This is a genomic window from Sulfurospirillum sp. E15m (assembly GCF_059415145.1).
This window is the reverse complement of sequence record NZ_JCAHZS010000004.1, coordinates 156226-171098: the sequence shown is the minus strand read 5'-3', so window position 1 is coordinate 171098 and position 14873 is coordinate 156226. Positions and strand designations below refer to the sequence as shown.

Sequence of the window (14873 nt, the reverse complement as noted above, 5' to 3'; positions counted from 1 at the left end):
TTATTCCTTCGTACGAATATTTTTGGGAAGAGGGGCATTTTTAAGTGTTTCACCACGATATTCCATAATGCCCCTATCTAAATGAGCTATATGTGTAAAGCCCATACGTTTAAGAATATGAATCATCTGAAAAGTTCGACTAGAACTATGGCAATAAAAAATCATTAGATTTCCTTTGCGTTTAGAGAGTTCATCTAAATGAAGATGAATCGTTGATGTTGGCAGTAGCATATCTGTTCCTTTAATACTTAAGGCAGAATATTCTGTTATTTCTCTAATATCAATTAACAGAAAATCGATTTTGCCTTTGAGCCGGCACGAGAGCAAAAATTGTAGCTCCTCGCCCGTAATCTCATTACTTTGTGAAACAGTTTGTACTAATCCTATCATCCGCTCTTCTTCAGTTAAATTCATAACACTTAACGATTGCCTTGATTCTTTTTATTTTTTCCACTGATAATAAAACGTAATGCATTGAGTTTAATAAAACCTGCAGCATCTTTTTGATTGTAAACTTCATCTTCTTCAAATGTACAAAATGCCTCGTTGAAAAGGTTATTTGTTTTTGAATCTCTGCCGATAACCGAAACATTACCTTTATAGAGTTTAAGTTTCACGGTACCATTAACGGTTTCTTGTGATTTATCAATAGCCGCTTGCATCATTTCGCGCTCTGGTGAGAACCAAAAACCGTTATAAATTGTTTTGGCATAGCCAGGCATTAATTCATCTTTAAAGTGAGCTGCTTCACGATCTAAAGTGATACTCTCAATAGCACGGTGAGCTTTTAGCATAATCGTACCGCCTGGCGTTTCATAACAACCTCTACTTTTCATACCCACAAAACGATTTTCAACAATATCGATACGACCAATACCGTGTTTACAACCTAAAGCATTTAAGCGAGCTAACATTGTAGCAGGAGAGAGTCTTTCACCATTTAGGGCAACCGGATCACCTTTTTCATACGTAAGTTCAATCACTTCTGATTGATCAGGTGCTTGCTCTGGGCTTACTGTCCAACGCCACATATCTTCTTCAGGCTCAGCCGCTGGATCTTCAAGGACTAAACCTTCATACGAGATATGAAGAAGATTTGCATCCATGGAATACGGTGATTTACCTGGTTTTTTCTCAATACTGATACCGTTTTTTTCTGCGTATGCAAGGAGCTTTTCACGAGAATTTAAATCCCATTCACGCCATGGGGCAATAATCACAAGATCAGAATTCATACTAAGATACCCCATTTCAAAGCGTACTTGGTCATTTCCTTTACCTGTTGCGCCATGACTTACGCCATCTGCTCCTACTTTAGCCGCAATTTCAGCTTGACGTTTTGCGATTAATGGGCGCGCGATAGATGTTCCTAATAAATATTCACCTTCATAAATAGCATTCGCTCTAAACATTGGGAAGACATAGTCGCGTACAAACTCTTCTTTGAGGTCTTCAATAAAAATATTTTCTGGTTTAATGCCCAATGAGATGGCTTTTTTACGTGCAGGCTCTAACTCTTCACCTTGACCGATATCTGCTGTAAAAGTAACTACTTCACATTTGTACTCATCTTGGAGCCATTTTAAAATAATACTGGTATCAAGTCCGCCAGAATATGCAAGAACAACTTTTTTGACATTTTTTTTCATGATTAGATTCCTCATAGAAATAATAGAATTCCGTGATAGTACCGCAACTTTGTAAAAACTTTGCTTATGCTTCAAAGAAGCTTTTACATGTAAAAATAAAAAAGCAAGTTTAAATATTCTTTTGATAGAATGAGCATCAAATCAAGGATAGTGTATGAGAATTGACAAATTTTTAAACAGTGTAAATATTACAAAACGTCGCGCCGTCTCTGAAGATATGTGTAAAAATGGCGTTGTTAGCATTAATGGTGTGATTGTAAAACCTGCTAAAGACGTCAAAATAGGCGATATTATTACTATAACGTATCTTGAAAAAGCAATGAAGTATGAAGTACTCCAAATACCTGAAACCAAAACAATACCAAAAACAAAACAAAACGAATACGTAAGGGAAGTGTGATGAATTACCAAGAGGCATATCAGCAATTTAATACTCTTTTTGAAAATCAACTAACGGCAGAAGCAGCAGCACATTTTTTAGTTGAACTTTATAAGCGCGGTGAGAGCTTTGAAGAAATTGCTGCAGCAGCAAAAGTAATGCGTGAGCATAGTGTGCAATTAGAAATACCGCAGTATTTACAAGCTGAAATTATTGATATCGTAGGAACAGGTGGCGATAAAAGCGGTACTTTTAATATCTCTACGACGACATCCATTGTTTTAGCGGCGTTAGGATGCAAAGTTGCCAAACATGGTAGCGGTTCGGCCACATCACTTTCAGGCAGTGCCGACGTTTTAAAATCCCTAGGTCTCAACCTCAATCTTACGCCTGAAAAACAAGTAAAAATGCTTGAAGAGTGTGGATTTGTCTTTATGTTTGCTATGAATCACCATCCTTGCATGAAACACATTATGCCTATTCGAAAAAGCCTCTCACATCGTACTATTTTCAATATGTTAGGACCACTTGCTAATCCAGCCAATGCCCAAAAACAGATGATTGGTGTTTTTCATGTGGACTATATTGAACGATTCAGCAGAGCACTACAAGAACTAGGAACAACAAAAAGCATGGTAATAAGCTCTTTAGATGGGCTAGATGAAGCGAGTATTACGAGTATTTCACGTTATACTATGATTGAAAACGGTACGATGCGTGATGGAGAAATTGACCCTCAATCCTTTGGACTTAAATTAGCACCTCTTGAAGCCATTAGAGGTGGCGATAGTATACAAAATGCAGATATCACGCGTGCCATTCTCCAAAATGAAGAAAAAGGTGCTAAACGTGATGTTGTACTCCTAAATGGGGCATGCGCGCTCGTCGTTGATGGCAAAGCACGCGATATCCAAGAGGGTATAGAGATGATGGATGAAACATTGGCCAGTAAAAAAGCTTGGGACAAACTAAGCGAAATTATTCGACTCTCCTATCTGGTATGATTTACGAAAAAATGTGTGATTTAGCACACTTAGAGGCATTTGCAAAAGATGTTAAAGCACAGTTGGGAGAGAGTGGAATTGTGCTACTGCGTGGTAATTTAGCCAGTGGTAAAACAGCATTTGTAACGGCCTTTGCAAAAGCAATGGACATTCATGAACCTATTTCATCGCCAACTTTTTCTATTCTTCATGAATACGAAGGACAACTCTTTCATTATGATATTTATCAATGTGAAAGTGATGGTTTTTTAAAAAGTGGTCTCATTGAAAAGCTTGACGCTCCAGGCTACCATCTCATTGAATGGGGTGGTGCTGACTTTGAAAAAATTTTACAACATTTTGGAATCGGTTATAGCACCATAGACATCGAACCCATAGATACAAAACGAAACTATAAGGTACATATCAATGCATACGCTTAAAGTACAGCAACTCGAAAAAATCATCAAAAAAACGCCTATCATTAAAGGAGTTTCATTAGAGGTCAAAAGTGGTGAAGTCGTAGGGCTTTTAGGACCTAATGGAGCGGGAAAAACGACAATGTTTTATATGATTTGCGGACTCATTCCGCCCACTTCAGGCAACATCTATTTTGACAATCAAGATGTCACCCAAGTGCCTTTACATGTAAGAGCCAAGCTAGGCATTGGTTACCTTCCTCAAGAATCAAGTATCTTTAAAGATTTAAGTGTTGAAGAGAACATTATGCTTGCCGCAGAAATTGTCTATCCCAATAAAGATGAGGCATTAAAAAGAGTTGAGGAGCTTTTAAATCTTCTTAATATTGAACCTATCCGTAAACGAAATGGCGTAAGCCTTAGTGGAGGAGAAAGACGACGTTGCGAAATTGCGCGTTCATTGGTTTTACATCCTAAATTTTTACTTCTGGATGAACCCTTTGCAGGGGTCGATCCTATCGCGGTATCGGATATCCAAAGTATTGTACAAGAACTTGCAAAACTCAATATCGGCGTATTGATTACCGATCATAATGTTAGAGAGACATTGGCAATTTGTGATCGTGCTTATGTACTTAAAGATGGCGCATTATTGGCCAGTGGAAGCAGTGATCAAGTAGCACAAGATAAATTAGTTAAAACGTATTATCTTGGCGAAGATTTCCGATTTTAGAACATAGGAGAAAGGGTTGAAGCTTCGCGTTTCTGGTTCACAAGCGACCAAACAAAAATTTTCATCAACCCTTAGAGGTTGGCTTCCTATCCTTCAAGCCAATCTTGACACCTTAGTCGAAACTCTTGAGCCTTTTGTTCAGGAAAATCCTCTAATAAGCGTTACTTCAGGATGTGAAGTTCCTGAAAAAAAATTTGAGAAAAAAAGTTTTTTTTCCGAAATTTCTAAAACATCTGTTTCAGATACCATTGAAGCACTCACGGTTGATAAAAAATCGTTGTTTCAAACCCTGCATGAGCAGATAAATCCTCCACTGTTCCCTACTGAAAAGTCACAAAGAATAGCCTATGAAATCATTGAAAATATCAATGCTGAAGGCTATTTTGAGATGGAAGCCTTAAGCGAGATTGCTCAAAAACTGCAAGTTTCAAACACTGACGTTGAAAAGATACGCCAACGCTTTTCTTATTTGGAACCTTTAGGCATAGGGGCAATGGATGTCAAAGAAGCCTTTTTATTTCAACTCCAAGATATGACGCTTGATGATGAATTATACGGCATAGTGGAAAAGCTTATCATCCATTTTGAAGCAATTGAGTCTTTCAATAAAGAGCCTCTTTTTCATGAAGCACTTAGCATCATTAAACGCTTTCGCAACCCTCCGGCAATTGATTTTTTAGAAGATGAAAAAGAGGTGATACCTGATATATTTATTTATGATTTAGACGGGGCTATTGAAGTAAGACTCAATGATGCGTACTATCCCGAAATCATCATTGATACAGAAGGGTTGGATGAAACCAATAGTTTTGTTTCTCAAAAGATTAAAGACGCAAAAGATTTAATTGATGCCCTTGAAATGCGTAAAGCAACGTTGTATAAAATTGGTCTTATGATTGTGGAGTACCAATATGATTTTTTCTTTGGAAAATCCATAAAACCAATGAAACTCAAAGATTTAGCAGATGATTTAGGGCGAAATCCTTCCACTATATCGCGTGCTATTGCGGGGAAATATCTTTCATGCTCTCGCGGTGTCATTCCCCTCAAGCAATTTTTTGCTACGGCATTAGAAGAAGATATATCCAACAGTGCCATTAAAGAATACATGTTGGAATTAGTAAAAAATGAACATAAAATGAAGCCGCTAAGCGATATAAAACTCTTAGAGATGATTGAATCAAAATTCAATATTAAAATGGTACGACGCACGATTACAAAATACCGCCAGCAATTTAACATCGCCAGCTCTTCCGAGCGCAAAAAACTTTATACCCTCACCGTTTAAGCTATTTTAACATCCACATTTTTAAAGTGCATTCTAAGCATTTCATAGGCATTTTGTACTTCTTGAAACTTAGCAACATACTTTACATGTAAATCTCCGTCATACAATCCACAGCTATCAGGATGATACTTCTTAACCAATGAAAGATAATTGCGGCGAATTGTCTCAAAAGAGTCTTCTATCTTACAACCGAGCACGCCAAAATACTCTTCAAGCAATGAGAAGAGGGCATTATGTCGATTTCTTCGTGCTTTTCTAGCCATGAGAGCACGTTTGTATATTTGGTAGCTTTCTAATGCATAATTAAATTCAACAAAACAGCCAAAGAGTTCCTTCTGTGCGAAGAGTTTATCAAGTAGCATAATGGTTTGTTCCGAATTCGGGTAGAGCGTAATCGTACCGTTTTTAGGTCGAATGCGTACCAAATGGTCTTTAAAATAACTTTTCAAATACGATGCAAAAAGTGAATTATGCGATCCTAGATTAAAAACGACAACATAATTATCTTCAATGCTGACATTAATATGCATCTTTTGTAAAAGCTGATTGGGTTTTAAGAGTGAGATTTTGATACTTTTATCGAAAGAGTGTTCAATGAGTTTTGCTTGCTCATCGTTCCCCGTCTTACGAAGATAAATTTTAGATACCAATTTTAAAAAATAACGTCTTTGAACCAATTCATCGGCATCTTTAAATATAATCATTTTCTCTTTGCGACCAATTTTTTTACGGAAGTTTTTATCAGCAATATTTTGAAGATAATAAAATGTTTTAGCATCTTCTTGAATCGTGATAGCAAGCATATCGTGCGTCATTGAGAGGTGCATTGAGTCATCCTTTTTGCATTAAGATAACTCAATAAAGCAAAAAGAATTCCAACTTTTAAATCCAGATAGCATCCTCGTCTATCGTAGGATTTCCTTGCAGAATTTGATATGGTTGATAGGAAGCTTTATACTTTAAACTTTGACAGTTTTCCACATAATACCCCAGATAAATCCAATCAAGGTCATATTCTTTAGCGAGAATGATTTGCTCATAAATAGAGAGTCTACCAAGGGATAAATAATCAAATTCTGGATCATAATAAAAATAAATTGAAGAAATGCCATCGTCTAAAAAATCAATTAAATCAACGCCAATAAGCCTATCATTATAAAAATAAAGGACTTCTTTACCAAAATTATGTGCGCCACTTACATACAATTCGTGATAACTTTGCGGTTTTAGATAATAGTATTTCCAACCACGTTTTTGCTCCATGTGACGATGGTATTTATCGTATAACTCTAAATGTTCGTTACTGATGTTTGGTGCTTGAATGACATAGCGAATGCCTTCCACTTTTTTAAAAGTACGCTTTGCAGAACGTGAAAATGCATAGTTTTTGACATCAATACGTAAGCTTAAACAGGATTTACAATTAGGACATTGGGGTCTTGAATAGTAATGTCCAAAACGCCTCCAACCTCGCTCTACTAAAGCTTGATTGAGTTCCATAGTCGCATTTTCGATGTACTTGTATTCCATACGCGTTTTGCAACCATCCAAATAGGAACACGTTGTTTCTAAGGTTGAAAATTCAATAATACGTGATAAGAGTGCCATTGTTATTTGAGTTTATGAACACCTGACGTTTTCATAAAGAGCTCAAACTGATTTTGCAATTTTTTCTCTTTTTCTCTCTTTTGCTCTTCAATAAGCTTTTCTTGATTTACTTTTTCGTTTTGATTCATTTTATCTTTAAGCGATTTAAGATCATCAAATAGATTGCCTTGCATCATTGACCTTTACATGTAAAATATAATATAAATAGTTTGGATTATAGCAAAATTTTATCGAAAGAGACTTAGAATTGCTATGTCGGGTATGGATATTTAAAAAGAAGTGGTACCTGAGGCCGGACTCGAACCGGCATATGTTTCCATACTAGATTTTGAGTCTATTGTTTACAATTTTTTATTAATTCTTAAATCTTATCAAAACCTTTCAAAGTATCGTATTTATAGTGCTTTAAAAAACTTATTTATTTTCTTTTTTTTGCATCTTTTTTTATTAAAAAATAAATTTTGTAGTAAAATTGTAGTAAAAAAATTAGGAAATAAATATGCTTAAATCCGTAGGTGGAAAATATGAAGGTGTATGGATCAACGAACTCAAGAATGGTGACATAAGCTATTATATCAATTATCGAGATGCTGATGGTAAACCTACACGAACATTGGTTGGTAAAAAAACTTCTGCCAGTGATTTTACTGCTAGAGATGCATATGCAAAACTTATTGAAGTTAAATACAAATTACAGCACGAAGAAGCACCAAAAATTTCTGCAGGCAGAGTTAAAAAAATCAAATTTGATGATATCTGGCTTCAGTACCTGGAATGGGCGAAAAATAATAAAAAGAGCTGGCAGACTGATGCATGGAATTATGAGAAGCATATTAAACCATTTTTAGGAAATAAGGCAGTCAAAGAGATTAAAAGCACAGACTTTGAATCATTTAAAACTGAAATGGCTTCTAAAACGAACGCAAAGGGTGCAAAAATCTCAAATACAACTGTAAAGCATCAGTTAGTACTCGCTCGCCATATTATCAACTATGCACTCAAAAACGACCTTATCAAAGATTATTCAAATCCAATTTCAAATGGTCGCGTGAGGATGCCAGAAATTGATAATGCAAGATTGGCTTTTTTGACAAAAGAGCAAGCTAAAGAGCTGCTTGAGATATTGTGGACCTTAGATCGCCAAACTTATCATCTAACTAAAATTTTACTGCTTACTGGTGCACGTTTAGGAGAAGTCACATCACTCAAATGGCAAGATGTTAATTTTGATACAAATACGATTTTTTTTAAAAAAACTAAACGAGGTAATGAAAGACACATTTTTATAAACGATAGTCTTTTAGAATCTCTCAAAGAGCTATCAGAAAGTCAAAAGAGTGATTTAATCATTAGCACTTCAACTGGAGGTCAGTTACTTAAAATGCCAGCTCATTTTGATACTGCGATTGAAGCAATAATACCAGGGAATAAAGATAAAGAAGCTAAACAAAAGATCACAGCTCATAGTCTGCGACATACACATGCTAGTTGGCTCGCAATCAGTGGACTTGATATCTTACAAATTAAAGAGCAGTTAGGACATAAAACTATTGAAATGACAATGCGTTACGCCCATTTAATACCTAACAAAAGACATGAAGCAACCAAGGAGTTAGATATTTAAAAATTAATTTACCTCTTTGTACATAGGTTTATGATTCTTATCATATACAATTTCAAATTTCAAGTCGGACACGTTTTTATCATATACAATTTTAGAGAACTCTTTTCTACTAAATTTATTTATTAGCTTAAACAAAGGAGTATTTAGTTCAGCAATAAATACACTATAAGTTACGTCTATGAATTTATTTGCTTCTTCATTAAATAAAACCATCGTATCTTCATTTTGTTTCATCTCGTCTATATACTGTTCTATTATCTCATTAAAGCTTTGGTTTATCACTTGCTCTATAACTTTTTGCTTATTTGGTGTTGGTTCCAATTTTAAAATCTCAGCCAATGTTTTATCATATATCTTTATAAGTTTTTCATCTAGCTTTTTTTTAATTCTCTGATTCGACTCTAAGGTTGAAATTATTTTTCCAAGAGGTAAAATAGAATTCTCAACAGAATAACCATAGTATATTTTTAATAAAATTTCTTGTCGTTTAATTGATTCTATTAAAACCTTTTTTTGTATTTCATCTTGTTTTAAACTGTTGATATAGTTTTGTCTTATCTGTGATAATTTGAGGCGACTTATATCTTTATCTAATTCATCTTTACTTTTGAGTAAATTGAGAACTTCAAAATTAAAATTGTAAATTAAAGTAATAGGTGCAAGTGATTTTTCATCATATCTTGTTTTTGAGAGCTCATTTATACTTGATACAATACTCTCAAAACATTCAATTTTTTTGGTTCTTATTGAATCCCATTTTTGTATTTCGAAAATAATATATCCACCCAATAAACTAATGAGTAGTGGTATGCCTATTAAATTACGAAAAGTTTGATTAAAGAGAATCATATGAAGTATAAGTTTTATTTTTTTGCTCAAAATATTTTGAAAATTCTTTAGTGTTAACATCAAAAACCTTTTATAAAATTATGTAATAGATTACAAAGCTCATATTGAATTTAGGGAAGGATGATGCTAGCGTTATGTTAGTTCATAGTCTTGATGTTTTTTTAGATTAGTTTGCATAAACTTTTTTAGTATTCTTTCATGGATTAAACTGTGTGCAGCACCTATTGTTTTGATATTAGTTTCTACAACATTACCAAGCAAATTGACTATTTGAAAAAAGAATGAACCATCAGTATGTGTAACTTTTAGAATAAAGAAACCATCAAGTGGTCCAGCAATAAGGGTATAAATAGTTTTATTTTCTAATAAATTAGCAAATTGTTTTGTGATTTTGTAAGATTTATTTTGACTTTGATTAGTTTCAAAATATATTCTTAAAATAAAGTTGCATGAAGCTCCGTCAATATTTTCACATATTATTTCTTCAGCTATAAGGTATTCAATAGTATCTTCACTAGATTCAAGAACTTCGTACTTTTCAATTTCTAAGATTTCATTTTTCATATACTATCCATGCTAAATTTTATATTGAAGTAAATATGTCATAAACTCACTCATTTTATTGTTTTTTTGTGCGGATAACAGTTTATCTTTGAAAATAGAAAGAGTGGCAATATCTGCAATACCTGCGATTTCATCTGCAAATTTAGATTTCAAAAGGGCATCAAGGTCATCTAGTGAAACATTTGTTTCTTGTTCCGCAGTATTGAGCTCAGTAATGCCTTTAATTTCCTCTCCTATATTTCTATCTTCTTCATGTTTCATATGTTCTTGTTCTAATTCAAGTTCTTTTAAAATTTTAGCTCTTTCGTAATCGGGAAGGTATGATGGAAAAGACTTAACTACATGTTCTTTACCAGCTTCATCAATTTCAATTTCTTCTCTTTCAATATTAAAAATAACTTCATATATACCTAATTCTTTACACTTCTTTTCTATTGGCTTGATTGCATTTCTTTTTTTCCAGTTACTAATTACTGCTTGTGTTGTTTTCATTTTATCAGCTAAAGCAAGTAGCGTAGCAACATTAAAATGGTGAAGAAGTCTTTGAATGTATAGATCTGCATTAAAAACCATATTTACCTCTTTTTTAAATTACAAACAAACTTATAACACAATATTGTACCAAATTACTGCTAAAAGACATAATTATAACATGAATGGAATAAAATGGCAAATATATGTCAAAATAAATAATTATTTGTGATAAATATTGACATATATTGTTTATTTTGTTATAATTTGACCGAAATAAATGAAATATATAACACTATATAACAAAAAATAAAAAATTGGATATAACATGAACGAAAATAAAAAATTTTTATTCGAATCAATTTGCAAAGAACACGGTATTAGCTTAGATTTAAAGTCATTGGCACACATTATAGGCATAAGTGCTAGTAAAGCCAATAAAATATTTATGGACTACACAGAAAAACAAATAATTGAAAAAAATATTCTGCCTCGTTTTAAGAAAATTGGAAGACGTCGTATTTGGACTGCTGCATCTATTGCTGAATGGCTTGATGAAACTGAGAAGGCTTGATGATGACAACTCCAAAAGCTTTTTTGCATCCTACCAATTTTAGACATGAAATATCAATTAAGAGATTAATGAATGATTTGCCTGGCGGTATTGGATATGGAGTTGCAATGCTTGTGATTGAAACACTTGCAGGGCAACCTGGAATGAGATATCCAGCCGAAGCAGTTGATCTTCTTGCCCACGATATAGGGGTTAGTATACCAATATTAAATACTGTCTTAACAACGTATGGAATTTTTGAAGAAGTTCGCGACGAAAATGGTAAAAGCTATATATGTCCAAGTCTAAATATATGGCAAGAACCATATGTTAAAAAAGTAGAGATAAATAGCTTACGAGGGAAAAAAAGTGCAATAAAAAACCAACTCAGGCTTCAGTTGCAAATCGATGAATTAAATCACACATTGAGTTCAAGCGACTCAAGTCAACAAATAATAAATAAATTAATTAATGAAAGAAGTAAAAAATCTCTCTCTAAGAAGAGTCTAAAAGACCAAATAATCAATAAATACAACAATACTGGCGAAATTTGGGAAGGTGTAGCTGGCTATACAAGCCTATCTATTCGACACGGATATTTGCACAACAATGTAACGGATCAAGACTTGTCCCCAGAAGATGCAGTCAAAGTATGGGGAACCCTAACTTACTTATACACCAAATCAACCCATGGAATTTCAAAATGAAAAAAATATTTTTAGTACTACTTTACGCATACCTACAACTATACGCTGATTGTACGGTCCAATATGTATATCAACAAAATATGCTCATGAACGAAACGGGGAAAACAGACGCTGAATGTGCTGCACTAGAAGCAAAAAAAACTGCCTTTGCTGCACAATATGAAGGGACGACATTATCAATGTCTTCTTCCGCATCAGCTACATCGACGCTAACAGCCACAACGAATTCCTCAACGGTTACACCGACAGCAACGTCTACTGTGTCTCAGTCATCCGTAAATACGACGGGTGGCTGTGGAATGCCTGCTTCATTCCTAAACTCTCCGAGTGCCCTCTCGTTTAATGAAAATACTCTCAATAAAGGTATAAGCAACATTCAGCAAAGCGATTTTGAATCAGTTGCATTCAAAGAAGGCGATGTTGGTAATTTTTCAGGATTTACTTGTCCAAAAGTCTCTGAAATCAAAGATACATCTTTTCCTCAAAATTTAACTGCTCAAGACGGTGAAAAAGGTTATTCAGTAAAGATCACTGGAATCAATTTTTACACGGGTGCCTATACTTGTGAATATAGCTTTTTAAAGTCAAAAACATTCTATACTTTAAACAAGGTAAACCCAGCTTGTGCAAAAGACGCGAGTGCTATCTCGAACGCTATCACGAAAGGTGATATTAATGCATTGCCAAATATTAGCTATAGTGGAAATTATGGTATTTATACGTTTAGCGAAGGACAGATCAATGCAACAACTGATTTGAAAAAAACATACACGAATCTCTTGAAAGGTATTGCTGACATCAGCAAATCAGAAAGCAGTGTTGCACCAGTTGATATAAGTGGATCTTTGGATTCACACACAAACCATACCAGCACATTACCATCGCTCTTTTTAGGCATTTTAACCGGTGACGTTGAATTCCTAGATAATCCAGTTATTGACCCTTCTGGAAAAATCCGAATAAAAAACACGACTATTGATTTTACGCCAGCAGAAGTTACGGATATTGAATCACTTGAATCTAAATTTGTTTCTGTTTTTAAAAGTCTTGATGCACGTTTTTGGGGCTTTTACTATTACTTAATAGCCAACATATCGTACGCTTTTAGTCATATCGTAACGATGATTTTTGGACTTGGTACCGTTGGTATATTTGGATACGCTTTTATGCGCCGTTCGATTGATAGAGATAATGCATCAGATGCTAAATTCCAATTTGATTTTAAAAATAATTTTATGGCTGCCATTACGGCATTAATCGTTTTCTCTGCCCCAATTGTCCCTGCAGATAAGGGAATACCAAGCGGGTTCCTCTATCAGCCGTCAAATGCACCTACGCAAGCACAGCAGCAAGAAATTATGCAAAATGCGACTTTGGTTCAAGTCGGTATCCGTTATATTTTCCAGTTGGGCACTTACTGGGCGAATTTAGTAAACGATTATGCGATGTTTGCTTACTTAAAATTCATTTCGTCTTCCTATGGGTATTATGACGCTTCCTCAATGAAAGCCGATTTCAAAAAAGATGTTTCTGATTTCATGGTAAGAAGTATACTCCTTAAAAAAGAAATGGATTTTTTTGAAAAAAGTTGTGGCAAGAACTATCTTTCATATTTATCCAAGGACAACACACTGCCAAATTATTATGGCGGTGTAGACGCAAATATCAACTATTTAACAAATAACCCTCTTGGATTCGACAGTGTTGATTATGGGACTTGTTCGGCTTTGTTTCAAAAAATTCAAAAAGAAAGCAGTGACAACTTTGTTAAATACAAAGAGATCGTAAAAGGTTATGATAATATTTCCGATAATCTTCAGTCTTTTCTAGATAGTGACATGAAAGAGATCAACAGCTTTCTTAGTCTTGTTATAAATATCAATAACAAGCTGGGCTGGACTAGCGTGGCACTTGTTCCAAGCATTACCGATATTCTTGAAACCAAAAAAATCTTAACATTTTCCATGAAGCAAGAATCTGCCAACGAAGACATCACCAAATCTGTGGGACAGATGGAAGTAAAAAAAGTTGATCTTGTCAAAAGAAACGAACTTGAAGCTGGGCGAAGTGAGGCAATTAAAGACTCCATTAAAACGGATGAGAGTAATGACACATGGCGATTGATAAAGAGCTTATTCGACGATGCGCCAAGCGTAAGCGGCTACGCAGGCACAGCAATAGGCTGGGCTGCAGGAAAGGTGGTATCAAGTTTCGGTTACTTCATGTTTCCTGGCTTCACCGAGCTTTACACAGGAATAGAAAAAACGACAATACCGACCGCTATTGCTAATCAGGTTTCTACCGGAATTAGCTTTATCCAAAGACTCGCACCAGTGGGAATTTTGACCACTATTATGAATTCAATCTCGACGCTTGATAAACTCGAAGTTATAAAAGGAACAAATGGGGAAGATGGTAAGACGTTTACGGTTTTTCTTATAACGTATGCGCTCTCATTAACACTATACTCCATGATATTTTCAATTTTCGCAGTCGCCCTAATTACGCTATTCACAGTTTCAAAAATCATCTTCTATTTTATTGAGGTGATCATTGCCATTTTCATCTCTACTGCCGTTATGCTTTGGGGATTGATGTTCGACAAAAACAGTTCTACTTCGACTATCGGGGAATTTTTTTACAAAATTAGCTTGCTTGCACTTTCTCCGATCAGCATCGTTTTATCGATTTATGTCTTCTTGTTTGCCAAAGGGGCTATGCTGTGGTTATACCGCTTGCTCGCCGAATTTATCCTGTTTTCATCGAAAAGCGCTATTGTTGGCCTTGATTCGAAAAATGAAGGAATCACAAACATTACCGGTATCGATAACATTATCGCAGGCATAAACACCTACGGTGTGTACGCAATGGGCGAAATGCTTGTAATTTTCTTTACGATCTTTCTCGCATACACCATAATGATGAACTTTCATGATTGGGTACTAACGTACTTTGGACATAGAGGCTCATCAGTGCAGCATAGTATGAATGCGATCGCTTTAGAAGCAAAGAACAAAGTCATGACAAAAATCTAACAAACTGGCGG

General features: G+C 34.8%; 17 protein-coding genes. 9 read left to right on the top strand and 8 right to left on the bottom strand.

The annotated features are described in order from the left end of the window. Positions 1-414, bottom strand: coding sequence for a rhodanese-like domain-containing protein (locus AC5SLP_RS07670; protein WP_495254567.1), 414 nt, complete (start codon positions 412-414; stop codon positions 1-3). Between the two features lie 5 nt (positions 415-419). Then, positions 420-1649, bottom strand: a complete 1230-nt coding sequence (locus AC5SLP_RS07665) for an argininosuccinate synthase (protein WP_495254566.1) — start codon at positions 1647-1649, stop codon at positions 420-422. A 154-nt stretch (positions 1650-1803) separates the two neighbouring features. Here AC5SLP_RS07665 and AC5SLP_RS07660 point away from each other — a divergent pair, with 154 nt between their 5' ends. Genes AC5SLP_RS07660 through AC5SLP_RS07640 form a run of 5 tightly spaced genes read left to right on the top strand, consistent with a single transcriptional unit; the run spans position 1804 to position 5451 of the window. Further along, positions 1804-2049, top strand: a complete 246-nt coding sequence (locus AC5SLP_RS07660) for an RNA-binding S4 domain-containing protein (RefSeq protein ID WP_495254565.1) — start codon at positions 1804-1806, stop codon at positions 2047-2049. After that, complete coding sequence (gene trpD / locus AC5SLP_RS07655) at positions 2049-3032, top strand: anthranilate phosphoribosyltransferase (RefSeq protein ID WP_495254564.1); 984 nt, start codon at positions 2049-2051, stop codon at positions 3030-3032. Before AC5SLP_RS07660 ends, trpD begins: the two co-directional genes overlap by 1 nt. An 11-nt stretch (positions 3033-3043) precedes the next feature. Then, a complete protein-coding gene (gene tsaE / locus AC5SLP_RS07650; RefSeq protein WP_495254563.1) occupies positions 3044-3454 on the top strand; it encodes a tRNA (adenosine(37)-N6)-threonylcarbamoyltransferase complex ATPase subunit type 1 TsaE in 411 nt (136 codons plus the stop codon). Continuing rightward, on the top strand, positions 3441-4163 hold the full coding sequence (lptB, locus tag AC5SLP_RS07645; RefSeq protein WP_495254562.1) for an LPS export ABC transporter ATP-binding protein: 723 nt from the start codon (positions 3441-3443) through the stop codon (positions 4161-4163). The genes tsaE and lptB overlap by 14 nt, the downstream gene beginning before the upstream one ends. Before the next feature lie 16 nt (positions 4164-4179). Beyond that, on the top strand, positions 4180-5451 hold the full coding sequence (locus AC5SLP_RS07640; protein WP_495254561.1) for an RNA polymerase factor sigma-54: 1272 nt from the start codon (positions 4180-4182) through the stop codon (positions 5449-5451). Here AC5SLP_RS07640 and AC5SLP_RS07635 read toward each other — a convergent pair. The 3 genes from AC5SLP_RS07635 to AC5SLP_RS07625 are packed head-to-tail and all read right to left on the bottom strand — an operon-like array spanning position 5448 to position 7232. Next, on the bottom strand, positions 5448-6278 hold the full coding sequence (locus AC5SLP_RS07635; protein ID WP_495254560.1) for an adenylosuccinate lyase: 831 nt from the start codon (positions 6276-6278) through the stop codon (positions 5448-5450). The two genes, AC5SLP_RS07640 and AC5SLP_RS07635, sit on opposite strands and share 4 nt — an antisense overlap. A 55-nt stretch (positions 6279-6333) precedes the next feature. After that, the gene (locus AC5SLP_RS07630) at positions 6334-7059 is read right to left on the bottom strand and encodes an arginyltransferase (protein WP_495254559.1); all 726 of its coding nucleotides are present in this window, start codon (positions 7057-7059) and stop codon (positions 6334-6336) included. Between the two features lie 2 nt (positions 7060-7061). Then, positions 7062-7232: a hypothetical protein gene (locus AC5SLP_RS07625; RefSeq protein WP_495254558.1), complete on the bottom strand. Its 171-nt coding sequence runs from the start codon at positions 7230-7232 to the stop codon at positions 7062-7064. Between the two features lie 326 nt (positions 7233-7558). Here AC5SLP_RS07625 and AC5SLP_RS07620 point away from each other — a divergent pair, with 326 nt between their 5' ends. After that, positions 7559-8683 carry a tyrosine-type recombinase/integrase gene (locus tag AC5SLP_RS07620; protein WP_495254557.1) on the top strand — a complete coding sequence of 375 codons (1125 nt, stop codon included), beginning with the start codon at positions 7559-7561 and terminating at the stop codon, positions 8681-8683. Positions 8684-8686: 3 nt separating this feature from the next. Here the strand turns inward: AC5SLP_RS07620 and AC5SLP_RS07615 are convergent, their stop codons facing one another. The 3 genes from AC5SLP_RS07615 to AC5SLP_RS07605 form a co-directional block, all read right to left on the bottom strand. After that, positions 8687-9592 carry a hypothetical protein gene (locus AC5SLP_RS07615; protein ID WP_495254556.1) on the bottom strand — a complete coding sequence of 302 codons (906 nt, stop codon included), beginning with the start codon at positions 9590-9592 and terminating at the stop codon, positions 8687-8689. A 72-nt stretch (positions 9593-9664) separates the two neighbouring features. Further along, positions 9665-10096 (bottom strand): hypothetical protein, encoded by a 432-nt coding sequence (locus AC5SLP_RS07610; protein ID WP_495254555.1) that lies wholly within the window; start codon positions 10094-10096, stop codon positions 9665-9667. A 12-nt stretch (positions 10097-10108) separates the two neighbouring features. After that, positions 10109-10669, bottom strand: a complete 561-nt coding sequence (locus AC5SLP_RS07605; protein ID WP_495254554.1) for a hypothetical protein — start codon at positions 10667-10669, stop codon at positions 10109-10111. Between the two features lie 226 nt (positions 10670-10895). Here AC5SLP_RS07605 and AC5SLP_RS07600 point away from each other — a divergent pair, with 226 nt between their 5' ends. Genes AC5SLP_RS07600 through AC5SLP_RS07590 form a run of 3 tightly spaced genes read left to right on the top strand, consistent with a single transcriptional unit; the run spans position 10896 to position 14862 of the window. Beyond that, positions 10896-11141: a hypothetical protein gene (locus AC5SLP_RS07600; protein WP_495254553.1), complete on the top strand. Its 246-nt coding sequence runs from the start codon at positions 10896-10898 to the stop codon at positions 11139-11141. Positions 11142-11143: 2 nt separating this feature from the next. Next, positions 11144-11827, top strand: coding sequence for a hypothetical protein (locus AC5SLP_RS07595; protein WP_495254552.1), 684 nt, complete (start codon positions 11144-11146; stop codon positions 11825-11827). After that, positions 11824-14862 carry a hypothetical protein gene (locus tag AC5SLP_RS07590; protein WP_495254551.1) on the top strand — a complete coding sequence of 1013 codons (3039 nt, stop codon included), beginning with the start codon at positions 11824-11826 and terminating at the stop codon, positions 14860-14862. Before AC5SLP_RS07595 ends, AC5SLP_RS07590 begins: the two co-directional genes overlap by 4 nt. Positions 14863-14873: the final 11 nt, after the last annotated feature.